The following is a 20,581-nucleotide window of genomic DNA, read 5'->3' as shown; positions in this document are numbered from 1 at the left end:
CGTCGTCCATCTCGAAGAGGAGGACGCGTTCCACGATCGCCTTCCGGAGCCCGACGTCCCGCTCCCCGCTGATCTCCACGCACAGACCGAACCGGTCCAGCAGCTGCGGCCGCAGCTCCCCCTCCTCCGGGTTCATCGTCCCCACCAGCAGGAACCGCGACGGGTGCCGGTAGCTCACTCCCTCCCGCATCACGACGTTCACCCCCGACACCGCAACGTCCAGCAGCACGTCCACCACGTGGTCGTCCAGAAGGTTCACCTCGTCGATGTACAGAACGTTCCCGTTCGCCTTCCCCAACACCCCCATCTCGAACTTCCGGCTCCCGTCCCGAAGCGCCGCCTCCAGGTCCAGGCTCCCCACCACCCGGTCCTCCGACGCGTTCAGCGGAAGGTCCACCACCTCCACCGGACGCTCCTCGTACCGCAGCCGCTCCCCCCCGGACGCCCGGGCACGGCACTCGTCGCACGGAGTGACGCCCTTCAGGCAGCCGAAACGGCACCCCGCCACCACCTCCTTCGGAGGAAGGACCGCCGCGAACGACCGCACCGCCGTCGTCTTCCCCGTCCCCTTCTCCCCCCGCAGGAGGACGCCGCCGATCGACGGGTCCACCGCGTTCACCAGGAGACCCTTCTTCAGGAGATCCTGACCGACCAGCGCGCTGAAGGGAAAGTGCTTCAAGGGATGGGAGAACCTCCTCCGCCCTGCGGATGAACCGGGAGGCGCGTGCCCGAACCGCAATGGGGGTGCCTCCAGTATAAGCGGGATTCCCGCCGTCCCGTCAGCCCAGGATCGATTCCGCCGGCACGTGCTCCAACCCGAAGGCGTCGGCGACGCCCTTGCACGTGATCGCGCCGTGGACGACGTTGGCGCCTTGCCGGATCTCCGGGCTCTGCCGCATGGCGTCGGCCCACCCCAGGTTCGCGATCCGGAGCGCGTACGGAAGGGTGGCGTTGGTGAGGGCCGGGGTGGAGGTCCTCGGAACGGCGCCGGGCATGTTGGCGACGCAGTAGTGGACCACCCCGTCCACGATGAAGGTCGGCTCCGAATGAGTCGTCGGCCGGGACGTCTCGAAGCAACCGCCCTGGTCGATGGCCACATCGACGAGGACGGCGCCCCGCTTCATCGACTTCAGCATGTCCCGGGTCACCAGCCGCGGCGTCCTCGCCCCCGGGTCGAGCACCGCGCCGACCACGACGTCCGCGCGCGGGACGAGTTCGCGGATCGCCGACGGTCCGGACACCCGGAGGAAGCAGTTGGCCGGCATGATGTCGCTCAAGTACCGCAGCCGGTCGATGCTGCTGTCGAGGACGTACACGTTCGCGCCGAGCCCGCACGCCGCTTTCGCCGCGTGGGTTCCCACCACGCCTCCGCCGATCACGACGACCGTTCCGGCGTCCACCCCCGGGACGCCGCCGAGCAGGACGCCGCTGCCTCCCTGCGGAACCTCGAGGTACTTGGCCCCCTGCTGGATGGCCATCCGGCCCGCCACTTCGCTCATCGGCGTCAGGAGCGGCAGGGAGCCGTCCGGCCTTCGGATCGTCTCGTACGCGACGTTCACCGACCCCGACCGGACCAGTGCCTCGGTCAGCTCCCGCGACGCCGCCAGGTGAAGATACGCGAGCACGATCTGGCCCTTCCGGATGAGGGGGAATTCGCAGGGCTGCGGCTCCTTCACGCGCATCACCATGTCCGACCGCCCGTAAATGTCGGACAGCGTGTCGACGATCCCGGCGCCGCGGGCGACGTATTCGGCGTCGTCGAACCCGCTCCCGGATCCCGCCGATTTCTCCACGAGGACCGTGTGGCCGTTCCGGCGAAGGATCTCGACTCCCTCGGGAGTCGCGGCGACCCGGTGCTCGTCCCTCTTGATCTCCTTCGGGATCCCGACGATCATCGGCTGCCCCTGCCTTTCGGACCGGATGGGAAGACGGAAACGCGTCGATCGCGGACGTTCGCGGGCGGGACGGTGAGAGCCCGGGGCATTACGCGAGAAAGAACTCCTCCCCGGGGGGGAGCGATTCGAGCAGGGCGGTGATGTGGTCCCGGACCGGCGGGGGCGGCTCCGGGGCCGGGTGCCTCCCTCCCGGGAGGGCGTCGAAGAATCCCCGGCACTCCGTGCAGGTCGCCGAATGCGTCTCGATCAGGAGCGACGTCATGGTGGAGAGCCGCCCGGCGGCGGCGGCCTCGCAGAGGGCCGCGACCTTTTCCCGCCGCTCCTGCTCGGCCTGGCGGTGGTACTCCTCCATCTGAGCGGGGTATTTCTTCAGGGCGGCCGCGATGAACGTGGCCAGGCGGGACCGGACCTCGTCGGGAATCCGGTACTCGATGTCCTTCCGGAGTTCGGCCGTCTTCCGGCATGTCGTACGGTACGTGTTCGCGAACTTCATGCACGGTTCGCACAATGCGATGTGCCGGTCGAGCTCCTCGCGCAACCCCGGATCCATCGACCCGTCGAAGTAGTCCGCCAGCAGGTATGCGAGCTCCTTGCAGTTCATCGGTTCACGAAGTCTTCCCATCGCGAAGATACCGGGAGAGCTGCTCGCGCAGGTAGAGGCGGGCGCGGTGCAGGCGCGACTTCACCGCGGGGACGGTGAGCCCCAGGATCTTCGCGGTCTCCTCGTTGGATAGACCCTCGACGTCGCTCAGGACGAACACGACCCGGTACTTTTCCGACAGTTCGTCGGTGAATCTGCGAATCATTCTTCCGAGCTCCTCGTTCAGCGCCTTCCGCTCGACTTCCTTGCTCCAGTCGTCCATCGGCGAGGCGTGCATCCCCTCGTCGGTGAAGACCGGCATGAACTCCTCGATCGACACCGTGTCGCTCCTGCGCTTGCCGCGCAGGCGCATGAGGCAGGTGTTCACGCAGATCCGGTACATCCAGGAGTAGAGGGCCGAGTTCCCCTGGAACGTGTCGGCCTTCCGGATGACCGTCATGAACACATCCTGGGTCGCTTCCTCGGCGTCGCTCTCGTTCTTCAGTATCGACATCGCGAGGTTGAAGATCTTCCCCTGGAACTGGTGGAGAAGTTCGTCCACCGCCCCCGGGGCCCCTCCGCGGAGCCGCTCTAAAAGAACTTCGTCTTCCTTCCACCGTTCGGCGGACATCCAGGGCTCCTGTTAAGATTCGGACCGCCCGCGGGAGTTTCCACGATCTCCCCGGAAACCAATCAGTATCACGATTCTTCCGGGACACGCAAGACCGCCCCCGCAAAGCCATTCGCCCCGCGAAGGATGGGACGGATCCGTTATATTCCGGAACAACCTCCCTCCCTCGATCCGTTTTCCTGCCCGCGGGGACGGACCGAAAGCCCTTCCTTTGAAGTTGGCAGCGAAAGGGGATTCCATATAAAATGGGGTGGATGGGTGTGGTCCGGAACGACGATCCGGGGAGAGAATTCGTGAAGAAACGTCACCTCATGCTGATCGCCATGCTGACCGCCGGAGCGGCGACGTTCCTCTTCGCGCTGCTGCGTCGGGAGGAGAGCGTCCCGGCCCCGGCCTACGCCCGCCCCGAGGGGGGCGAGAGGGAAGGGGAGTTCGAGCTGTTCATCGGTTCGTAGTCCGCACCGAAGACCGACCGGTCAATCGAAAAACTCCATCGGCACCGCTCGGACGAGAATCTTCTTCACCCCGTAGACCGGGAAACGGGCGATGATCTTCCGGTCCGCGCCTTCCCCTTCGACCGACTCGACCTTCCCTTCCCCGAAGATCGGGTGTCTCACTTTTCGCGGCCGCCCGGCGGTCTCCTCCTCATACCTGGGCTCTCCCGGCCGTTGCGGGGCGCTTCCGGCCGACTTCGACGGGAACGCACCGCGCGCCGGGAGTTCCCGGATCGGCGCGTCCGCCCACCGGACGAGGGAGGACGGAAGGTCGTACAAAAAGCGCGACGGGACCGCGTCCCGGAAGGAGCCGAACAGGTTCCGGCGACGGGCCAGCGACAGGTACGCCTTCTCCCGCGCGCGGGTCAGCCCCACGTAAAAAAGGCGCCGCTCCTCCTCCACCTCCTCCCCCGACTCCAGCGACCGCGAGTGCGGAAGGAGGCCGTCCTCCAGCCCCACGAGAAACACCACGTCGAACTCCAGCCCCTTGGCGTTGTGCAGCGTCATCAACCGGACCGCTTCCGAATCGTCGCCCTCCGCCTCCTCCGCCGCCAGCGTCATCTTCTCCAGGAACTCCCGCAGCGCCTCTTCCCCGTTCCCGGGGAACCCTTCCGCCACCCGGAACAGCTCCCGGACGTTTTCGAGATCCTCCTCCCTCCCCGCGCCGTCCCGGTCCGGCCCCGTGTCCCGCGCCGCGGCCTCCAGGGCGTCCAGGTAACCCGCCCCTTTCAGCAGCGCGTGCAGCGCCTCCGCGGGGGACATCTGCGGAAGGGCTTCCTGCCACAGGTCGCGGAAAGAGAACAGCGGAGCGAGATTCGGTATCCTCCGGAGCGTTTCGGAAAGCGGCACCCCTTCCCTCCCCGCCGCCTCCCTCGCGCGCGCCAGCGTCACCTCCCCCACGCCGCGCCGGGGGAACTTGAGGAGCCGCTTCAGGGACACGGCGTCGCCGGGCTGGAGGTGCCATTTCAGGTACGACACCGCGTCGCGCACCGCGGCCCGCTCGTAGAAGGAGAGGGCGCCCCGGAGGACGTACGGGATCCGGAGCATCCGCAGCGCATCCTCCACCGCGCGGGACTGCGCGTTCACCCGGTAGAAGACCGCGATCTCCGTGGGGAGCACGCCGGAGCGGATCTCCCGGGCGACCGCCGACGCGACTTCGCGCGCCTCCGCCTCCTGGTCGGAGTAGACGGCCATCGCGGGAAGGTCGCCTCCCGGCCGCGCCGCCACGATCGCCTTCTCGCGCCGCCGCCGGTTCTTCGCGATCAGCGCTCCGGCGACCGAGAGGATCGCCGCGCGGCTGCGGTAGTTGGTCGACAGGTGGATCACCTTCGCGCCGGGGTACCGCCGCTCGAACGAGAGCATCGGGGCGGCGGACGCGCCCCGCCACCCGTAGATCGACTGGTCCTCGTCCCCCACCGCGCAGAACGACTCCGCCCCGAGGGCGATCTGCTCGGTGAGCTCCGCCTGCGCCCCGTCCACGTCCTGGAACTCGTCGACCAGGAAGTGCCGGTGCTCGAACCGCACCGCGGAAAGGACGTCGGGCGCGCCCCGCAGCAGCGTCACCGGGAGGCGGATGAGGTCGGTGAAATCGACCGCCCCGGCGCCTGCGAGCGCCGCGTCGTACGCCTTCCCCACCTCCCCGGCCATCGACACGACGCGCCACCCCGCCGAGAGCGCCGCCGCCTCCACCGACACGCCGTCCCGCTTCGACCGCTCGATGAGCCAGGCGAACTTCGACGGCGGGAACTTCTTCTCGTCGATGTTCAGGTCCTTGAGGATCTGCTTCAGCGCGTCGTGCTGGTCGCGCACGTCGTAGATCAGGAACCGCGGGGACAACCCGATCCGGTCGCCGTGGCGCCGCAACAGGGCGGCCCCGAAGGCGTGGAACGTCCCCAGCCACGGGAGGTTCGGCCCGCGTCCGGTCGATCCGGGGAAAACCCGGGCGGCAACGCCGCCCGCGGAGGGAGGCTTCGTTCCCCCCCGGGAGCGACCTCGCGACCCGCTCCCGCATCTCGCCGGCCGCGCGGTTGGTGAAGGTGATCCCGAGGATGGAGCGCGGCGGGACGCCGTCGCGGATCAGGCGGAGGATGCGGGCGACGATCGCGCGGGTCTTCCCCGACCCGGCCCCGGCGACCAGGAGCAGGGGGCCCCCTTCGTGCAGGACGGCGCGGCGCTGGTCGGGATCGAGCGTCGTGAAAAGCGGGTCCGACAGCATCACGAAAACATCGCTTCGACTTTACTCCACCGTGACCGATTTCGCGAGGTTGCGCGGCTGGTCGACGTCGGTGCCTTTGAGCACCGCCATGTGGTACGCCAGGAGCTGGAGCGGGACGACCTCGAGGATCGGACGGGCGTAGCGGCCGCACTCGGGAAGAAGCAGGACGTCGTCCGACTTCCCCGGAAGGACGTCGTCCCCTGCCGTCCCCACCGCGATCACCTTCCCGCCGCGCGCGCGCACCTCCTCGAGGTTCGAAAACGTCTTCTCGTAACTATCGCCCCGGGCGCACAGCACGAGCACCGGCATCCGCTCGTCGATCAGCGCGATGGGGCCGTGCTTCATCTCGCCGGCGGCGTACCCCTCGGCGTGGATGTAGGAGATCTCCTTCAGTTTGAGCGCGCCTTCCAGAGCGATCGGGTACGAGATCCCGCGTCCGAGGTACAGGAAGTCGCGCGCGTCCTTGTGCCTCCGGGCGATGGCGGCGACATCCCCCTCGCGCTTGAGGAACTCCTCGATCTTTCGCGGCAGCTCGGACAGGTCGATGAGGTGCAGGGAGACCTGCCGACGGGTCAGGATCCTGCGCTCCCGCGCCAGGTGGATCGCCATGAGGTAGAGCGCGACCAGCTGGGTGGTGAACGCTTTCGTGGAAGCGACGCCGATCTCCGGCCCCGCGTGCGTGTAGATGACGCCGTCGGACTCCCGGGCGATCGTCGAGGCGACGACGTTGCAGATCGCCACGGTGGTCGCCCCTTTCGACTTCGCCTCCCGCATACCGGCCAGGGTGTCCGCCGTCTCTCCGGACTGGGAGATGGCGACGCACAGCGTCCCCTCCTCCACCACGGGATCGCGGTACCGGTACTCCGACCCGAGGTCCACCTCCACGGGGACCCGCGCCAGCCCCTCGATCATGAACTTCCCGACCAGCGCCGCGTGCCAGGAGGTTCCGCAGGCGACGAGGGTCACTTTCGTCAGGGAGGCGATCCGCTCGGCGGAAAGCGGCAACGTCTCGAAGAACACCTCTCCGGACTCCGGCAGCATCCGGCCCGCGAGCGTGTCGAGGATCGCCCGCGGCTGCTCGTGGATCTCCTTCAGCATGAAGTGGCGGTAGCCGTCCTTCTCCGCCATCGAGGAGGACCAGTCGATCCGCTGCGGGGCGCGTACCCGCGATTCGCCCCCGAAATCGGTTATCCGCACCTCCGCGGGCGTGGCGATCACCATCTCCCCGTCCTCGAGGAAGATCACGTCCCGCGTGTGGGACAGGAACGCGGTCAGGTCGGAGGCGAGGAAGTACTCCCCCTCTCCCAGCCCGACCACCAGCGGGCAGTTGAGTCGCGCACCCACCACCGTGCCCGGCTCCCGGTCGGTGACCGCCAGAAAGGCGTATGACCCCCGCAGCTCCGCCACGGTCGCGCGGACCGCCTCCTCGAGCCGCATCCCCGCCGAGACGCGCTCGTCCAGGAGGTGGGCGATCACCTCGGTGTCCGTCTCCGAGGAGAAGGTGCGGCCCTTCGCGGTCAGGTTCTCCTTGAGGGTACGGTGGTTCTCCACGATCCCGTTGTGGATGACCGCCACGTGCCCCGCGTGGTGCGGGTGGGCGTTCTCGTCGGAGGGCCGCCCGTGGGTCGCCCACCGGGTGTGGCCGACGCCGCACGTCCCCGATACCGGCTCCTTCGCGATCCGGTCGGTCAGGCGGGCGATCTTCCCCTGGCTTTTCCGGATGGCGATGTCCCCGCCGGTCTGGACGGCGATCCCGGCCGAGTCGTACCCGCGGTATTCGAGGCGGCGCAGGCCGTCCACCAGGACGTCCACGCACGGGTTGGGACCGGTGTACCCGACGATGCCGCACATGTCACCGGCTCCCCTTCGAGGCCTTTGCGGCGGAAGGGACGGAGAGCCCCCCTTTTTTCAGAAGCTCCGGCTTCTTCCGGGCCACCCAGTATTCGAACACCTTCTGTTCGGCGCGGCACAGCGCCAGCGCGAACGGCGGGACGTTCCTCGTGATCGTGGAGCCGGCGCCGATCAGCGCCCCCTTCCCCACCGTGACCGGCGCGACCAGCATCGTGTCGCTCCCCACGAACACCCCGTCGCCCAGGACGGTCGGGTGCTTGGCGATCCCGTCGTAGTTGCACGTGATCGTCCCCGCGCCGACGTTGACCTTCTTCCCCACGGTGGCGTCGCCGATGTACGCGAGGTGGTTCGCCTTCGATCCCTTTCCGATCCGGCTCTTCTTCACCTCGACGAAATTCCCGATGTGCGCCTCCTCCCCGATGTCCGCCTCGGGGCGGAGGTGGGCGAACGGCCCGACGATCGCGCCTTTCCCCACGCGTGCGTCCGAGACCACGCAGTACGGCTTCAGGTGGACGCCGTCGGCGATCGAGCTGTTCTCCACGACGCACCCGGCCTGGATCCGGACGCCCCTCCCGACGCGCGTCTTCCCCAGGAGCGCCACCCCCGGCTCGAGGACCGTGTCCTGTCCCACGGACACCCCCGGCTCCACGAACGTCCGGTCCGGATCGACCACCGTCACGCCGGAACCCATCAGCTCGTCGATCTTCTTCCGCCGGAGGATCCGCGACGCGTCCGAAAGTTCCCGCCGGGAGTTGATCCCCCGCACTTCGTCGGGATCGCCGGCGACGACCGGGACCACGCGCGTCCCTTCGGCCAGCGCCTCCACCACGAGATCGGTCAGGTAATATTCCCGCTGCGCGTTGACGTCCGAGATGCGCGGCAGCCCGCGCTCGAGGAACGACCGGTCGAAGGCGTACGTCCCGGAATTGACCTCCCGGATCCTGCGGGCCGCGGTATCCGCGTCCTTCTCCTCGACGATCCGCGCCACGGCTCCGTCGGCGCTGCGGACGATCCGGCCGTACCCGGTGGGATCGGACAGGACCCCGGTCAGGACCGACGCCGCGGCCCCGGTCCGGCGGCGCGCCGCGAGCAGCGCGCGGATGGTGGCCGGGCGGATGAGCGGCGCGTCCCCGCACAGCACCACGACCTCCTTCGCCCCGGCGGAAAGCTCCGCCAGGCCGCACCGTGCGGCGTCCCCCGTCCCGAACTGGCTCTCCTGGATCGCCACCTTCCCCCCGAAGGCCGATACCGTCGGAAGCACCTTGTCCCGCCCGTACCCGAGGACGAACACCATTTCCCGGATCCCGGCGTCCCGCGCCGCCTGGGCGACGTGCCAGACGACCGGCTTCCCGAGGACGGGATGGGCGACCTTGGGGAGCGCGGACTTCATCCGTTTCCCCTGGCCCGCCGCCAGGATGATCGCGGAAATCCCTTTCATTGACAGCCCCTTTTCGCTGATGCGAATATGAATCGCCGACCCGGACGATATCAAGTGTACAAGGTTTCCCCGGGGGAAGGAAGGGAACGGCGCGGTGGACGAATTCCGGGAGCTGATGGACAGGATGGAGGCGGACCTCGCGGCCTTGAAGCACGAGTACGACCTCTTCTTCCTCGGAAGGCGGCGCGGGGAGCCGATGAAGGAGCGGAAGGAGCTCGAAACCCGCCTCCTGGTCCTGAGCCGACGTTCGGTCGTGAACAACGCGGACCAGCTCCGCTTCAACAACCTCCAGGGGAGGTACTGGGCGTTCGCGAACCTGTGGACGCGGACGGTGCGGGATCTGGAGGAGGGGCGGACCCGGAGGGAATCGGCCGGCGGGATCGCGCGGCCGGAGGAGGAGCGGAAGAGCCCCGTCGACCCGGAGCAGCTCGGCCGTGCGGCGGAGGAACTGCTGGAAGCGCGCCGCTCGTGCGGGCTTCCGGGAGACCCGTCGGAGCTCCCTTCCCTGCGGGATGCGCTTCTCGCGCGCGCGGAGGAGATCTCCGCCGCTTCCGGCGGGAGGAAGGTGGAGTTCCGCGTCAGCGTGGAGGACGGGAAACCGAAGGTGAAGGCGACGCTCTGCTGAGACGCCCCTTGGCCGGAGCCGCTCCTACTCCCCGGCCGCCATCCGCACCATCGCCCGCTGCAGCGCCGCGTGCGCCTTGCGGTAGCTATCGTCGTCGATCGACAGCTCTTTCAAGGCCGCCTCGGCCCGCTCCTTTGCGCGGCGGGCGCGCTCCAGGTCGATCTCCTCGGCCCGCTCCGCCGTCTCGGCCATCACCACGACGCGCTCCGGCGTCACCTCGGCGAATCCGCCTCCCAGGGCGATCCGGCGCGTCTCGTTCCCCTTCCGGTACCGGAGCACCCCGATGTTCAGGATGGTCAGGAACTGCGTGTGTTCCGGAAGCGCGCCGAACTCGCCCTCGTACCCCGGGGCGACGACCTCGTCCACGTCCTCCGAGAGGAGGAGGCGTTCGGGGGTGACAAGCTCCAGCCGGATCGTCGATGCCATGGCGTAAGCGCTCCCCCGTCAGACGGCGAGAAGCTTCTTCCCCTTCTCGATCGCTTCCTCGATCGTCCCGACCATGTAGAACGCCTGCTCCGGGAGGTCGTCGTGCTTCCCTTCGACGATCTCCTGGAACGACCGGCCCGTGTCTTCCAGGCGGACGTACTTCCCCGGGATCCCGGTGAACTGCTCGGCGACGAAGAACGGCTGGGACAGGAACCGCTGGATCTTGCGGGCGCGGGACACGAGGATCTTGTCGTCCTCGGAGAGCTCGTCCATGCCGAGGATGGCGATGATGTCCTGGAGGTCCTTGTACTTCTGGAGGACCTTCTGCACCGCGCGGGCCACCTTGTAGTGCTCCTCCCCCAGGACCAGCGGGGAGAGGATCCGCGACGTGGAGTCGAGCGGGTCCACCGCCGGATAGATCCCGAGCTCGGCGATCTGGCGCGAAAGGACGGTGGTGGCGTCCAGGTGCGAGAACGCGGTCGCCGGCGCCGGGTCGGTCAGGTCGTCCGCCGGGACGTAGATTGCCTGGACCGATGTGATCGACCCCTTGTTCGTCGACGTGATCCGCTCCTGCAGGTTCCCCATCTCGGTGGACAGCGTCGGCTGGTACCCGACCGCCGACGGGATGCGGCCCAGGAGGGCCGACACTTCGGAGCCGGCCTGCGTGAACCGGAAGATGTTGTCGATGAAGAGGAGCACGTCCTGCCCCTCCTCGTCGCGGAAATATTCCGCCGCGGTCAGGGCCGACAGTCCCACGCGGGCGCGGGCGCCCGGCGGCTCGTTCATCTGGCCGTACACCAGGCACGCCTTCTCGAGGACCTTGGACTCCTTCATCTCGAGCCACAGGTCGTTTCCCTCGCGGGTGCGCTCGCCCACCCCCCCGAACACGGAGTAGCCGCCGTGCTCGATGGCGATGTTGTGGATGAGCTCCATGATGACGACGGTCTTGCCGACGCCGGCGCCGCCGAACAGGCCGATCTTGCCGCCCTTGGAGTAGGGGGCGAGGAGGTCGACGACCTTGATCCCCGTCTCGAGGATCTCGACCTTGGTCGACTGCTCGTCGAAGGAGGGGGCGGGGCGGTGGATCGGGTACCGGACCTTCGTCACGATGTCGCCGGCCTCGTCGACCGGCTCGCCGATCACGTTCATGATCCGGCCCAGCGTCTCGGGTCCGACCGGGATGGTGATGGGACCGCCGGTGTCGATGGCGTCCATGCCGCGGACGAGGCCGTCGGTGGAGTCCATCGCGACGCACCGGACGACGTTGTCGCCCAGGTGCTGCGCCACCTCGACGACGAGGTTCCCCTCCCTGTCGCTGATGCTCGGGTTGCTGATCCGGATCGCGTTGTAGAGGGCGGGCAGCTGCCCCGCCTCGAACCGGACGTCGACCACGGGCCCGATGACCTGGACGATCTTTCCCTTGTTCATGATATCCCCTGCCTCCTTGGCAATCCTTCGTTACCCTTTGAGCGCCTCGGCGCCGCTGACGATCTCGGTGAGCTCCGTGGTGATCGTGGCCTGGCGCGCGCGGTTCATCTGGAGCGTCAGCCGCGAGATCATGTCCACGGAGTTGTTGGTCGCGGAGTCCATCGCCGTCATCCGCGCGCCGTGCTCCCCCGCCACGGATTCCAGGAGGATGCGGAAGATCTGCATCTCCACGAATTTCGGCAGCAGGCTCGCGAGGATCTCCTTCTGGCCGGGCTCGTAGAGGTAGTCGACTCCCCCTCCCGTCTCCCCCTCCGCCTTCTCCAGCGCGATCGGGAAGAGCGTCTCGAAACGGACGACCTGCGAGATGGCGGACCGGAACTCGTTGAAGACGATCCGGACCTCGTCGAAGTCGCCGGAGAGGAACCCCGAGACCAGGTCGTTCGCCATCGTCTCCGCGTGGCCGCGGGAGATGCTCCCCAGGACCCCGAGGTACTCCTTCCGGACCGGGACCTCGCGACGGCGGAAGAAGTCGCGCCCTTTCCGCCCGACCATGAAAAGGGCGATCTCCTCGTACTGCTCCCGGTGCTCGTTCACGAACCGGTGCGCGGCGCGCGTGAGCCCCGAGTTGAAGCTTCCGCAGAGGCCCCGGTCGGAGGTGACCACGAGCAGCGCGAGCTTCTTCCCCTCGCGCGCCGTGAGGAGCGGGTGGGCGTCGCTCCCGGCCCGGCCGGCCACCGCCTGGACCACCTCGCGCATCTTCCGGGCGTACGGACGCGCCGCGGTGATCGCTTCCTGCGACCGGCGCAGCTTCGCCGCGGAGACCATCTTCATGGCCTTCGTGATCTGCTGGGTGCTCTTTACGCTGCTGATCCGCTTCCGGATCGCGCGGAGGTTCGCCATCGGCTATTCCCTGAAGATCCCTTTGAACTCTTCGAGCGCGGCGGACAGCTTCCCCTTCAGGTCGTCCGTGATCTGCTTCTTCTCGCGGATCTCCGAAAGGAGCGCCCCGTGCCGGTCCTTCATGAAGGCCGCCAGCTCGGTCTCGTACCGCGCGAGGGAGCCGACCTCGTACCCGTCGACGAAGCCGTTCGTCGCCGAGAAGATCGTCGTGACCTGGTTCTCCACGGCCTCCGGCCGGTACTGGGCCTGCTTGAGGATCTCCACCAGTCGCGCGCCGCGGGCCAGCTGCATCTGCGTGGACTTGTCGAGGTCGGATCCGAACTGCGCGAACGCGGCCATCTCGCGGTACTGCGCCAGCTCGAGGCGCAGGCGCCCGGCGACCTGCTTCATCGCCTTGATCTGCGCGTTGCCGCCGACGCGGGAGACGGAGAGGCCGACGTTCACCGCGGGGCGGACGCCGGAGTAGAACAGGTCGGCCTCGAGGTAGATCTGCCCGTCGGTGATGGAGATGACGTTCGTCGGGATGTAGGCGGAGACGTCGCCCGCCTGCGTCTCGATGATCGGTAGCGCCGTCAGCGACCCACCGCCCTCGGCGTCGGACAGCTTCGCCGCGCGCTCGAGGAGCCGGGAGTGGAGGTAGAAGACGTCCCCGGGGAACGCCTCGCGCCCCGGCGGCCGCCGCAGCAGCAGGGAGAGCTGCCGGTACGACACCGCGTGCTTGGAGAGGTCGTCGTAGATGCACAGGGCGTGGCGGCCGGAGTCGCGGAAGAACTCGCCCATCGTGCAGCCGGAGTAGGGGGCGATGAACTGGAGCGGCGCGGACTCGGACGCGGTCGCGGCGACGACGATCGTATACTCCATCGCGCCGTACTGCCGGAGCTTCTCCACCACCTGCGCGACGGTCGACCGCTTCTGGCCGATCGCGACGTAGATGCAGACGACGCCCGTCCCCTTCTGGTTGATGATCGTGTCGGTGGCCACCGCCGTCTTCCCGGTCTGGCGGTCGCCGATGATCAGCTCGCGCTGTCCGCGGCCGATGGGGATCATCGCGTCGATGGCCTTGAGGCCGGTCTGGAGCGGCTCCTTCACCGGCTGCCGCTTGACGATGCCGGGCGCCTTGATCTCGACGCGGCGGGAGTCCTTCGACTCGACCGGCCCCTTGCCGTCGATCGGCTGCCCGAGGGCGTTGACGACGCGCCCGATCATGGCGTCGCCGCACGGCACTTCGACGATCCTGCCCGTGCGCCGGACGGTGTCCCCTTCCTTGATGAGCTGGTCCTCGCCCAGGAGGGCGACGCCGACGTTGTCCTCCTCGAGGTTCAGCACCATCCCGCGGACGTCGCCGGGGAATTCGAGGAGCTCCCCCGCCATCGCCTTCTCGAGGCCGTGTACGCGGGCGATCCCGTCGCCGACGGAGAGGACCACGCCCGTTTCGGCGACATCGATCCGCTTCTCGTACCCCTGGATCTGGCTTTTCAGGATCTCCGTGATCTCTTCCGCGCGGATGCTCATGGCGGCTGCCTCACCCCTTCTGTAGGTTTTCCCGGATCTGGTGGATCTGCGTGCGGACGCTGCCGTCGTACACGGTGGAGCCGACCCGCACGACCATCCCGCCGAGCACGGCGGGATCCACGGACTCTTCGAGCAGGATCTTCTTCCCGGTGCGCCGCTCGAGGACCGTCTGCAGGAGGTCCTTCTGCGTGGCGGAGAGCGGCATCGGCACGGTGACCTCGACCCGCTCGATCCCCTCGTGCTCCTCGACCATGCGGCGGAGCTCGGAGAGGATCTGCGGGAGGACGTTCATCCGCCCCTTCTCCACGAGCAGGGAGAGGAACGCCTTCGTGGTCGGGAGGAAACCGCCGGGCGAGAGCACCGCGTCGAGCGAGGCCTGCTTGTCCCGGCGGCTCACGTGCTCCGCCTCCATCACCTCGCGCAGCCCCGCGGACCGTTCGAGCGCCGAAGCGAACTCCTCGGCCTCGGTGAGCACCTTGCGGAGCTGCCGCTCCTCCCGGCCGATGTCGAGCAGCGCGCGCGCGTAACGCCTTGCCAGGCTTCCCGCGATCACCGGACGATCCCATCGATTTTCTCAAGATTCTCCCGGACCAGCCGTTCCTGGTCTTCGGGGGAGAGCGTCTTCCGCACCAGCTCCTCGGCGGCCTGCGCCGACAGGACCGACGCCTCCTTCCGAAGCTCCTGGCGCGCCTTCTTCACTTCCTGCTCCCCCGCGAACTCCGCCTGGGCGCGGATGCGCGCGATCTCGGCGGTCGCGGCGTCCCGCAGGCTGCGCACTTCGGCCCCCGCCTCGGCGTCCATCTTCGCGTTCAACTGCGCGATCTCGTCGGACAGCTTCGCGGTGCGGGCCTCGATGACGGAGAGCTTCTGCGCCGCCTCGGCGCGCGCCTTCGCGGCGTCGTCGATCGATTTGCGCAACAGCTCGCTGCGTTCTTTCAGGAAGGAGGACAACGGCTTGCGGAGGAAGTAGACGAGGACCCCGGCGAGGATGGCGAAGTTGATCGCCTGCTTTACGATCTCGCCCCAGGGGATCGCGCTTCCGCCTTCCGCGGCGCCGCCGGAAGCGCAGGCGACGGACGCGGCCGACACCGCCAGGACGGCGGGAAGCGACGCGCGGAGCGACGCGGAGAACAGCCGGCGCGGGATCACGCGACACGTCTCCCGAGGACTTTTCCCGCGATCTCCACGGACAGCTTCGCCACCTCGGCGCGCAGCGCGGAGGCCGCCGCTTCCTTCTCCGCGCCGATCCGTCCCTTCATCTCCTCGACGCCGCGGTTGGCCTCCTCGGCCACCGCGTCGATCCGCTTGCGCTCGGCCCGGGAACCCTCCTCGAGGATGCCGCGCTTCCGGGCGATCGCGTCGACCGCCCCCTTGCGAAGAGACTCGTCGTACCGCCGCGACTTCTCCTCGGCATCGGCCAGCATCCGGCGCGATTCCTCCACCGGCGCGGTCGTGAGGTTCTCCCGCTCTTCGAACGTGCGGAGGATCGGCCGGATGAGGAGGGTCGAAAGGAGAAAGGCGAGGACGACCACCAGTCCCAGCTGGAGAAGGGCCAACTGGCTGATCTCCAGCGTCTCGAAAATCTTGCTCGCAAGCTCCATGAAACCGGCACTCCTCCATGAGAGGAATAGGCTAGGCGACGGCAGGCGTAGACAAAGGGAAACGGAAGATTGGTATCACGCCCGCAAAGGCGGTGTCAAGGGGTTCCTGTCCGGTTTCAGAACAGCCGAGGCGGCGCGGGGGAAGACCTAAAAAAAAGCAAAGGGCGCCGGGGAAAACCCGGCGCCCTTTCGCGCAAAGCAGTACGCCCGGGAAACTACTTCTTGGGCGCTTCGGCCGGAGCCGCAGGTGCGGCAGCCGGGGCTGCGTTGTCCGCGGGCGCGGCCGCCGGCGGCGGAGGCGGCGGCTCGGGCTTCTTCTCCGCGCAGGCGGAGAGGCCGATCGTCGCGGCCAGCATCAGGATAAGCGTCATCGACAGATACTTGCGCATTGGTCCTCACTCCTTTCCCTCGGTTTTTATCCGTATTCGCGGATAATGCATCGGTAGCGTATGGGGCGCAATATAGCACAAGAAAATACCGTTGCAATATTTTTTTTTCGAGGTTTTTCGCGGCCCCCTTCAGCGACCCCGGAAAAGCGCTTCGCCGAGCCGGTCGAGCTCCCCGGCCGAGAACCAGGAGATCTCGATGCGTCCTTTCCGGTGCGTTCCGCGCAACCGGACCCGCGTCCCGGCGCGCCGCGACAGCTCCTCCTCCAGGTTCTGCATGTGGATGTCCGGACGGCGAACCTTGCCCGCCCCTTTCCGCTTCTCCGCCCCGGCGCACATCCGTTCCGTTTCCCGGACGGAGAGAGATCTCCGCTCGACCGCCTCGAATACCGGGATCACCTGCTCCGGCGGCAACGAGAGAAGCGCCCGCGCGTGCCCGGAGGAGATGCGTCCCGCAACCAACGCCTGCCGGATCGCGGCGGGAAGACGGAGGAGGCGGAGCGTGTTGGATACCGTCGCCCGGTCCTTGCCGACCCGCTCCGCGACCTGCTCCTGGGAGAGGGAGAACTCCTGGTGAAGCCTCTGGTACCCTTCCGCGAGCTCGATCGGGTTCAGGTCCGCGCGTTGGACGTTTTCCACGAGCGCGACCTCGAGCGCCTCCCGGTCGGTGAATTTCCGCACGACCGCCGGGATCGAGGAGAGGCCGGCCGCCTCCGCCGCGCGGAACCTGCGCTCCCCCGCCACCAGTTCGTAACCGTCCGGCGTGGGCCGCACCAGGACCGGTTGCAGGATCCCCTTCTCCCGAACGGACGCGACCAGTTCGGAGAGCGCCTCCGGGGAGAAGGTCCGCCGCGGCTGAAACGTCCCCGCGCGGATCTTTTCCATCGGTATGGACAGAAATCCGGGATCCCGCCCCTCCGTCGGCGCAACGGTCGGCGTCAGCAGGGCGGAAAGTCCCCTCCCCAGCACCTTCTTCTTCATCGAATCGCTTTTTCGTTCCATCGGCCCACCATCTCCCGCGCCAGTTCGAGATAACTTTGCGCCCCCCTGGACGCCACAGCGTACAGGAGCACCGGCTTCCCGTGGGACGGGGATTCGGAAAGTCGCACGTTTCTCGGTATAACTGTTTGAAATACCTGTGTTTTCAATATTTCCCGCGCCTCCTCGGCCACCTGATGCGACAGGTTGTTCCGGGAGTCGAACATCGTGAGGACCACCCCTTCGACCCGGAGGGACGGATTCATCCCCTCCCGGATCCGGTCGATGGTACGGAGGAGGCTGGACAACCCCTCCAGCGCGTAATATTCGCACTGAAGGGGAATCATTACCGAATTGGTGGCGCAGAGGGCGTTCACGGTGAGAAGCCCGAGTGACGGAGGGCAGTCGATCACGATCACCTCGTACTCTCCCGCCACGGGGGCCAGCGCCTCCGCAAGGCGGCGCTCCCTCCGCTCCATCGTGACGAGCTCGATCTCCGCCCCGATCAGGTCGTACGACGCGGGAAGGAGGGAGAGGTACGGCATTCCGGTATCCCGGACCGCGACGGCGACGGACATCTCCCCCATCAGGACGCGGTAGACGTTCCGATCCGACTCGCCCCCGGGGTTCCCCCCCACTCCGGAGGTCGCGTTGGCCTGCGGGTCGAGGTCCACCAGGAGCGTCCTCCTCTCCATGACGGACAGCGACGCGGCCAAGTTGACCGCCGTGGTCGTTTTTCCGACGCCCCCCTTCTGGTTGGCGACGGTGAGGATCCGGGCCAATATCCTGCTCCCCCGTGGATATGAGAAAATCCTGTACGGTTCGCGACAGTATCTTTTACCACGCCGCAATATCGACCCGACAGGAAAAACGGCGAGGAAATCAGCGGTCGCGGCGCCCCCGCCCCGGTTCGTGATGGAACGTGTGCGGGAGCGGGTGGGAAATTTCGACTATCTCCCGCTCCCCCATCCCTCGCGGAAGGAGAAAACGTTCCCGTCGGGTCACCGCGCCTTGAAACTCCTCTTCCGGAATGTCCTTCGGCCCTTTCATTAATAATAGGCGCCCTCCCTCCGCGAGGTACGGAGAGAGGAGGCGGACCGTCTCCGCGGTGGAATACGTCGCGCGGGTGACGATGTGGTCGAACGCCGAAAGCGGCGGACGCTCCCGCGACGAGATCCTCTCCTGCACCACCTTGACATTGGACAGTCCGAGCATCCCTCGGACCCGGGAAAGGAAGGCGCACTTCTTCGCGGACGCTTCGAGGAGGGTGATCCACGTTCCCGGGAGGCAGATCGCCAACGGGATGCCGGGGTACCCCGCCCCCGAACCGAAATCGAGGAGCCGTCCCGGAAACGGGGCGAAGCGCAGCAGCTCGAGGGAATCCACGATGTGCTTGACCGCCACCTCGACCGGATCGACGATCGCGGTGAGGCGTATCGCACGGTTCCACCGCATCATCTCTCCCGCATGGGCGGCGGCCCCATCCGCCGCGGCCGCGGCATCGTCGAGCCCGGCTTCCCGCAGGCAATCCCGGATCAGGGCGGCATCCGGCCCCGGGGGAACGGCACTCCTCCCTCCCGTCTTCACCGGTTATGTTCCACGTGGAACATCGCCATAAACCGTTTGTTTATCGATGCCTTACTCATTCAATCCGCCGATTCCCCGCCGGAACCTGCCCTCGCTTCGGGATCCTTCCTCCGCTTCAGGTACACCAGCAGGAGGGCGACCGCCGCGGGCGTCACCCCCGGAATCCGCTGCGCCTGTCCGAGGGATGCGGGGCGCGCGCGGACCAGCTTGTCCCGGACCTCGGCGGAGAGGCCGGGCAACGTGCCGAACGGGAATTCCGGAGGGATCGCCATCCCTTCGTACTTCAAAAGCTTTCTTGCCTCGTCCTCCTGTCGCCGGATGTATCCGCCGTACTTGATCGACAACTCCGCCTGCTCCACCGCGCCCGGCCCGGCTCCCCGCAGATCCGGATCGCACGCAAGAAGCATCGCCCCGGTGACCTCGGTCCGCCGGAGCGCCTCCGCGTAGGAGATCCCCGGCCGGAGCGGCGCGCCACCGGCCTCCACGACCGCCCGGCACAGCGGATGGGTCGCGGGCACCCGGGTGTCCTCCAATCGCCTGCGGAACGCGTCGATCCCCTCCCGTTTCGCCAGGAACCGCCGGTACCGCTCCTCCGGCAGAAGCCCGACCCGGCGCCCGGTGTCGGATAGTCGAAGGTCCGCGTTGTCCTCCCGCAGCAGAAGCCGGTACTCGGCCCTGGAGGTGAACATCCGGTACGGCTCCTGCGCCCCTTTCGTCGTCAGGTCGTCGATCAGCACCCCGATGTACGCCTCCGCACGGGAAAAAACCGCCGGCGGCTCCCCTTTCACCCGCAAGGCCGCGTTGATCCCCGCCACGATCCCCTGCGCCGCCGCCTCCTCATAGCCGCTCGTTCCGTTGATCTGGCCCGCGTGGTACAGGTTCTTCACCAGCTTCGTCTCGAGCGACGGGTACAGCTGCACCGGGTCGGCGAAATCGTACTCGATGGCGTACCCCGGGCGGACGATCTCCACCTTCTCGAGCCCCGGAATCGTGCGGAGCATCTTCACCTGGACATCGTACGGAAGGCTGGTCGAGACGCCGTTCGGGTAATACTCCGCGGTTTTCAGCCCCTCCGGCTCGAGGAATACCTGGTGCCGCTCCTTGCCGGAGAACCGGACGACCTTGTCCTCGATGGAAGGACAGTACCGGGGGCCGATCCCCTTGATGACCCCCGAGTAGAGGGGGGATCGGGTGAGCCCGGAGCGGATCGCCTCGTGGGTGTCCGGATTGGTGTACGTCGTGTAGCAGGGAAGCCGGGGCCTCCGGATCTCACCGGAATCGAAGGAAAAAGGGACCGGGTGGTCGTCCCCTTCCTGCCGGGCGGTCTTCGAGAAGTCGATCGTCTTCGCGTCGAGACGCGGGGTGGTCCCCGTTTTCAGTCTCCCGACGGAGAATCCCAGCTTCCGCAGGGAATCGGACAGCTTCATCGCCGGGAAGTCGCCCGCCCTCCCCGCCGGGTAGCTCACCAGTCCGACGTGGACCAGCCCTTTGAGGAAAGTCCCCGGGCACAGGACCACCGTCTTCCCGCGGAAACGGACGTCGATGTGGGTGTCGACGCCGACCGCCGCGCCGCCGTCGGTCACGACCGCGTCCACGATCGCCTGCTTCACGTCCAGGCCGAAGGTCGCCTCGAGCGCCTTCTTCATCCGGAGCCGGTAGAGCTGCTTGTCCGCCTGGGCCCGCGAGGAGCGGACCGCCGGTCCCTTGCTGGTGTTGAGCTGGCGGAACTGGATCCCGGTGGCGTCGATGTTGCGCGCCATCTCCCCGCCCAGCGCGTCGATCTCCCGGACCAGGTGCCCTTTCGCCAGCCCCCCGATCGCCGGATTGCACGACATGAGGCCGATGGCGTCCGCGTTGATGGTGAGGAGAAGGGTTCGGCAACCGATCCGCGCGGCGGCAAGAGCCGCCTCGCACCCGGCGTGCCCGCCCCCCACGACGATGACGTCGTACTCCTTCGGATATTCGTACGGAGTGGCGCCAGGTCGCCCGCCGCCGGGATGTTCCACGTGGAACATATTCTGTTTCCTTTGCAAT

The 20,581-nt window shown here is 67.7% G+C and carries 21 protein-coding genes and 1 pseudogene; 2 read left to right on the top strand and 20 right to left on the bottom strand.

From position 1 onward, the window contains the following. The 4 genes from HZB86_01495 to HZB86_01480 form a co-directional block, all read right to left on the bottom strand. Positions 1–679, bottom strand: a 679-nt coding sequence (locus tag HZB86_01495) for an AAA family ATPase (GenBank protein MBI5904223.1), incomplete at its 3' end; no start/stop codon positions are given. 100 nt (positions 680–779) lie between these two features. Continuing rightward, positions 780–1,895 carry an alanine dehydrogenase gene (gene ald, locus HZB86_01490; protein MBI5904222.1) on the bottom strand — a complete coding sequence of 372 codons (1,116 nt, stop codon included), beginning with the start codon at positions 1,893–1,895 and terminating at the stop codon, positions 780–782. Between the two features lie 88 nt (positions 1,896–1,983). Further along, positions 1,984–2,496 (bottom strand): zf-HC2 domain-containing protein, encoded by a 513-nt coding sequence (locus HZB86_01485; protein MBI5904221.1) that lies wholly within the window; start codon positions 2,494–2,496, stop codon positions 1,984–1,986. Positions 2,497–2,500: 4 nt separating this feature from the next. After that, positions 2,501–3,106 (bottom strand): sigma-70 family RNA polymerase sigma factor, encoded by a 606-nt coding sequence (locus HZB86_01480; protein ID MBI5904220.1) that lies wholly within the window; start codon positions 3,104–3,106, stop codon positions 2,501–2,503. 293 nt (positions 3,107–3,399) lie between these two features. Between HZB86_01480 and HZB86_01475 the strand changes: the two genes are divergently transcribed. Beyond that, complete coding sequence (locus HZB86_01475) at positions 3,400–3,561, top strand: hypothetical protein (protein ID MBI5904219.1); 162 nt, start codon at positions 3,400–3,402, stop codon at positions 3,559–3,561. Between the two features lie 21 nt (positions 3,562–3,582). Here HZB86_01475 and HZB86_01470 read toward each other — a convergent pair whose 3' ends face one another. The 4 genes and pseudogenes from HZB86_01470 to glmU all read right to left on the bottom strand — a co-directional run bounded on the left by HZB86_01470 (position 3,583) and on the right by glmU (position 9,104). Continuing rightward, positions 3,583–5,463, bottom strand: a complete 1,881-nt coding sequence (locus tag HZB86_01470) for a UvrD-helicase domain-containing protein (GenBank protein MBI5904218.1) — start codon at positions 5,461–5,463, stop codon at positions 3,583–3,585. 97 nt (positions 5,464–5,560) lie between these two features. After that, positions 5,561–5,815, bottom strand: a pseudogene (locus HZB86_01465) (UvrD-helicase domain-containing protein). A gap of 21 nt (positions 5,816–5,836) precedes the next feature. Beyond that, positions 5,837–7,666 carry a glutamine--fructose-6-phosphate transaminase (isomerizing) gene (gene glmS / locus HZB86_01460; protein MBI5904217.1) on the bottom strand — a complete coding sequence of 610 codons (1,830 nt, stop codon included), beginning with the start codon at positions 7,664–7,666 and terminating at the stop codon, positions 5,837–5,839. 1 nt (position 7,667) lies between these two features. Further along, positions 7,668–9,104 (bottom strand): bifunctional UDP-N-acetylglucosamine diphosphorylase/glucosamine-1-phosphate N-acetyltransferase GlmU, encoded by a 1,437-nt coding sequence (glmU, locus tag HZB86_01455; GenBank protein MBI5904216.1) that lies wholly within the window; start codon positions 9,102–9,104, stop codon positions 7,668–7,670. A 94-nt stretch (positions 9,105–9,198) separates the two neighbouring features. Here glmU and HZB86_01450 point away from each other — a divergent pair, with 94 nt between their 5' ends. Then, positions 9,199–9,729: a hypothetical protein gene (locus HZB86_01450; GenBank protein MBI5904215.1), complete on the top strand. Its 531-nt coding sequence runs from the start codon at positions 9,199–9,201 to the stop codon at positions 9,727–9,729. A gap of 24 nt (positions 9,730–9,753) precedes the next feature. On the opposite strand, the gene HZB86_01445 is transcribed toward HZB86_01450, so the two are convergent. The 12 genes from HZB86_01445 to mnmG all read right to left on the bottom strand — a co-directional run bounded on the left by HZB86_01445 (position 9,754) and on the right by mnmG (position 20,562). Continuing rightward, positions 9,754–10,155, bottom strand: a complete 402-nt coding sequence (locus tag HZB86_01445) for a F0F1 ATP synthase subunit epsilon (GenBank protein ID MBI5904214.1) — start codon at positions 10,153–10,155, stop codon at positions 9,754–9,756. An 18-nt stretch (positions 10,156–10,173) separates the two neighbouring features. After that, positions 10,174–11,583 (bottom strand): F0F1 ATP synthase subunit beta, encoded by a 1,410-nt coding sequence (gene atpD, locus HZB86_01440; protein ID MBI5904213.1) that lies wholly within the window; start codon positions 11,581–11,583, stop codon positions 10,174–10,176. A 30-nt stretch (positions 11,584–11,613) separates the two neighbouring features. Then, positions 11,614–12,483 (bottom strand): ATP synthase F1 subunit gamma, encoded by an 870-nt coding sequence (atpG, locus tag HZB86_01435; protein MBI5904212.1) that lies wholly within the window; start codon positions 12,481–12,483, stop codon positions 11,614–11,616. Between the two features lie 3 nt (positions 12,484–12,486). After that, the gene (locus HZB86_01430) at positions 12,487–13,995 is read right to left on the bottom strand and encodes a F0F1 ATP synthase subunit alpha (GenBank protein ID MBI5904211.1); all 1,509 of its coding nucleotides are present in this window, start codon (positions 13,993–13,995) and stop codon (positions 12,487–12,489) included. Positions 13,996–14,005: 10 nt separating this feature from the next. Then, on the bottom strand, positions 14,006–14,548 hold the full coding sequence (atpH, locus tag HZB86_01425) for an ATP synthase F1 subunit delta (GenBank protein MBI5904210.1): 543 nt from the start codon (positions 14,546–14,548) through the stop codon (positions 14,006–14,008). Then, positions 14,545–15,144 (bottom strand): ATP synthase F0 subunit B, encoded by a 600-nt coding sequence (locus HZB86_01420; protein MBI5904209.1) that lies wholly within the window; start codon positions 15,142–15,144, stop codon positions 14,545–14,547. Before HZB86_01420 ends, atpH begins: the two co-directional genes overlap by 4 nt. Beyond that, positions 15,141–15,596 (bottom strand): ATP synthase F0 subunit B, encoded by a 456-nt coding sequence (locus HZB86_01415; GenBank protein MBI5904208.1) that lies wholly within the window; start codon positions 15,594–15,596, stop codon positions 15,141–15,143. The genes HZB86_01420 and HZB86_01415 overlap by 4 nt, the downstream gene beginning before the upstream one ends. A gap of 215 nt (positions 15,597–15,811) precedes the next feature. After that, complete coding sequence (locus tag HZB86_01410; protein MBI5904207.1) at positions 15,812–15,985, bottom strand: hypothetical protein; 174 nt, start codon at positions 15,983–15,985, stop codon at positions 15,812–15,814. A gap of 129 nt (positions 15,986–16,114) precedes the next feature. Further along, a complete protein-coding gene (locus HZB86_01405) occupies positions 16,115–16,984 on the bottom strand; it encodes a ParB/RepB/Spo0J family partition protein (GenBank protein MBI5904206.1) in 870 nt (289 codons plus the stop codon). Next, the gene (locus tag HZB86_01400) at positions 16,960–17,742 is read right to left on the bottom strand and encodes a ParA family protein (GenBank protein ID MBI5904205.1); all 783 of its coding nucleotides are present in this window, start codon (positions 17,740–17,742) and stop codon (positions 16,960–16,962) included. Before HZB86_01400 ends, HZB86_01405 begins: the two co-directional genes overlap by 25 nt. A gap of 100 nt (positions 17,743–17,842) precedes the next feature. Next, positions 17,843–18,547, bottom strand: coding sequence for a 16S rRNA (guanine(527)-N(7))-methyltransferase RsmG (rsmG, locus tag HZB86_01395; protein ID MBI5904204.1), 705 nt, complete (start codon positions 18,545–18,547; stop codon positions 17,843–17,845). Positions 18,548–18,606: 59 nt separating this feature from the next. Next, positions 18,607–20,562: a tRNA uridine-5-carboxymethylaminomethyl(34) synthesis enzyme MnmG gene (gene mnmG, locus HZB86_01390; protein ID MBI5904203.1), complete on the bottom strand. Its 1,956-nt coding sequence runs from the start codon at positions 20,560–20,562 to the stop codon at positions 18,607–18,609. Positions 20,563–20,581 lie beyond the last annotated feature (19 nt).

It is taken from the genome of Deltaproteobacteria bacterium (assembly GCA_016234845.1).
GTDB lineage: Bacteria > Desulfobacterota > Deferrimicrobia > Deferrimicrobiales > Deferrimicrobiaceae > JACRNP01.
Note: the sequence above shows the minus strand (reverse complement) of the source record. Positions and strands in the feature narration are given on the sequence as shown.

Coding starts and splice junctions, on each gene's coding strand:
- HZB86_01405 (MBI5904206.1), bottom strand. CDS start 16,984: ATGGAACGAAAAAGCGATTCGATGAAGAAGAAGGTGCTGGGGAGGGGA.
- HZB86_01415 (MBI5904208.1), bottom strand. CDS start 15,596: ATGGAGCTTGCGAGCAAGATTTTCGAGACGCTGGAGATCAGCCAGTTG.
- glmS (MBI5904217.1), bottom strand. CDS start 7,666: ATGTGCGGCATCGTCGGGTACACCGGTCCCAACCCGTGCGTGGACGTC.
- HZB86_01410 (MBI5904207.1), bottom strand. CDS start 15,985: ATGCGCAAGTATCTGTCGATGACGCTTATCCTGATGCTGGCCGCGACG.
- atpG (MBI5904212.1), bottom strand. CDS start 12,483: ATGGCGAACCTCCGCGCGATCCGGAAGCGGATCAGCAGCGTAAAGAGC.
- HZB86_01480 (MBI5904220.1), bottom strand. CDS start 3,106: ATGTCCGCCGAACGGTGGAAGGAAGACGAAGTTCTTTTAGAGCGGCTC.
- HZB86_01430 (MBI5904211.1), bottom strand. CDS start 13,995: ATGAGCATCCGCGCGGAAGAGATCACGGAGATCCTGAAAAGCCAGATC.
- HZB86_01485 (MBI5904221.1), bottom strand. CDS start 2,496: ATGAACTGCAAGGAGCTCGCATACCTGCTGGCGGACTACTTCGACGGG.
- atpD (MBI5904213.1), bottom strand. CDS start 11,583: ATGAACAAGGGAAAGATCGTCCAGGTCATCGGGCCCGTGGTCGACGTC.
- mnmG (MBI5904203.1), bottom strand. CDS start 20,562: ATGTTCCACGTGGAACATCCCGGCGGCGGGCGACCTGGCGCCACTCCG.
- HZB86_01445 (MBI5904214.1), bottom strand. CDS start 10,155: ATGGCATCGACGATCCGGCTGGAGCTTGTCACCCCCGAACGCCTCCTC.
- ald (MBI5904222.1), bottom strand. CDS start 1,895: ATGATCGTCGGGATCCCGAAGGAGATCAAGAGGGACGAGCACCGGGTC.
- glmU (MBI5904216.1), bottom strand. CDS start 9,104: ATGAAAGGGATTTCCGCGATCATCCTGGCGGCGGGCCAGGGGAAACGG.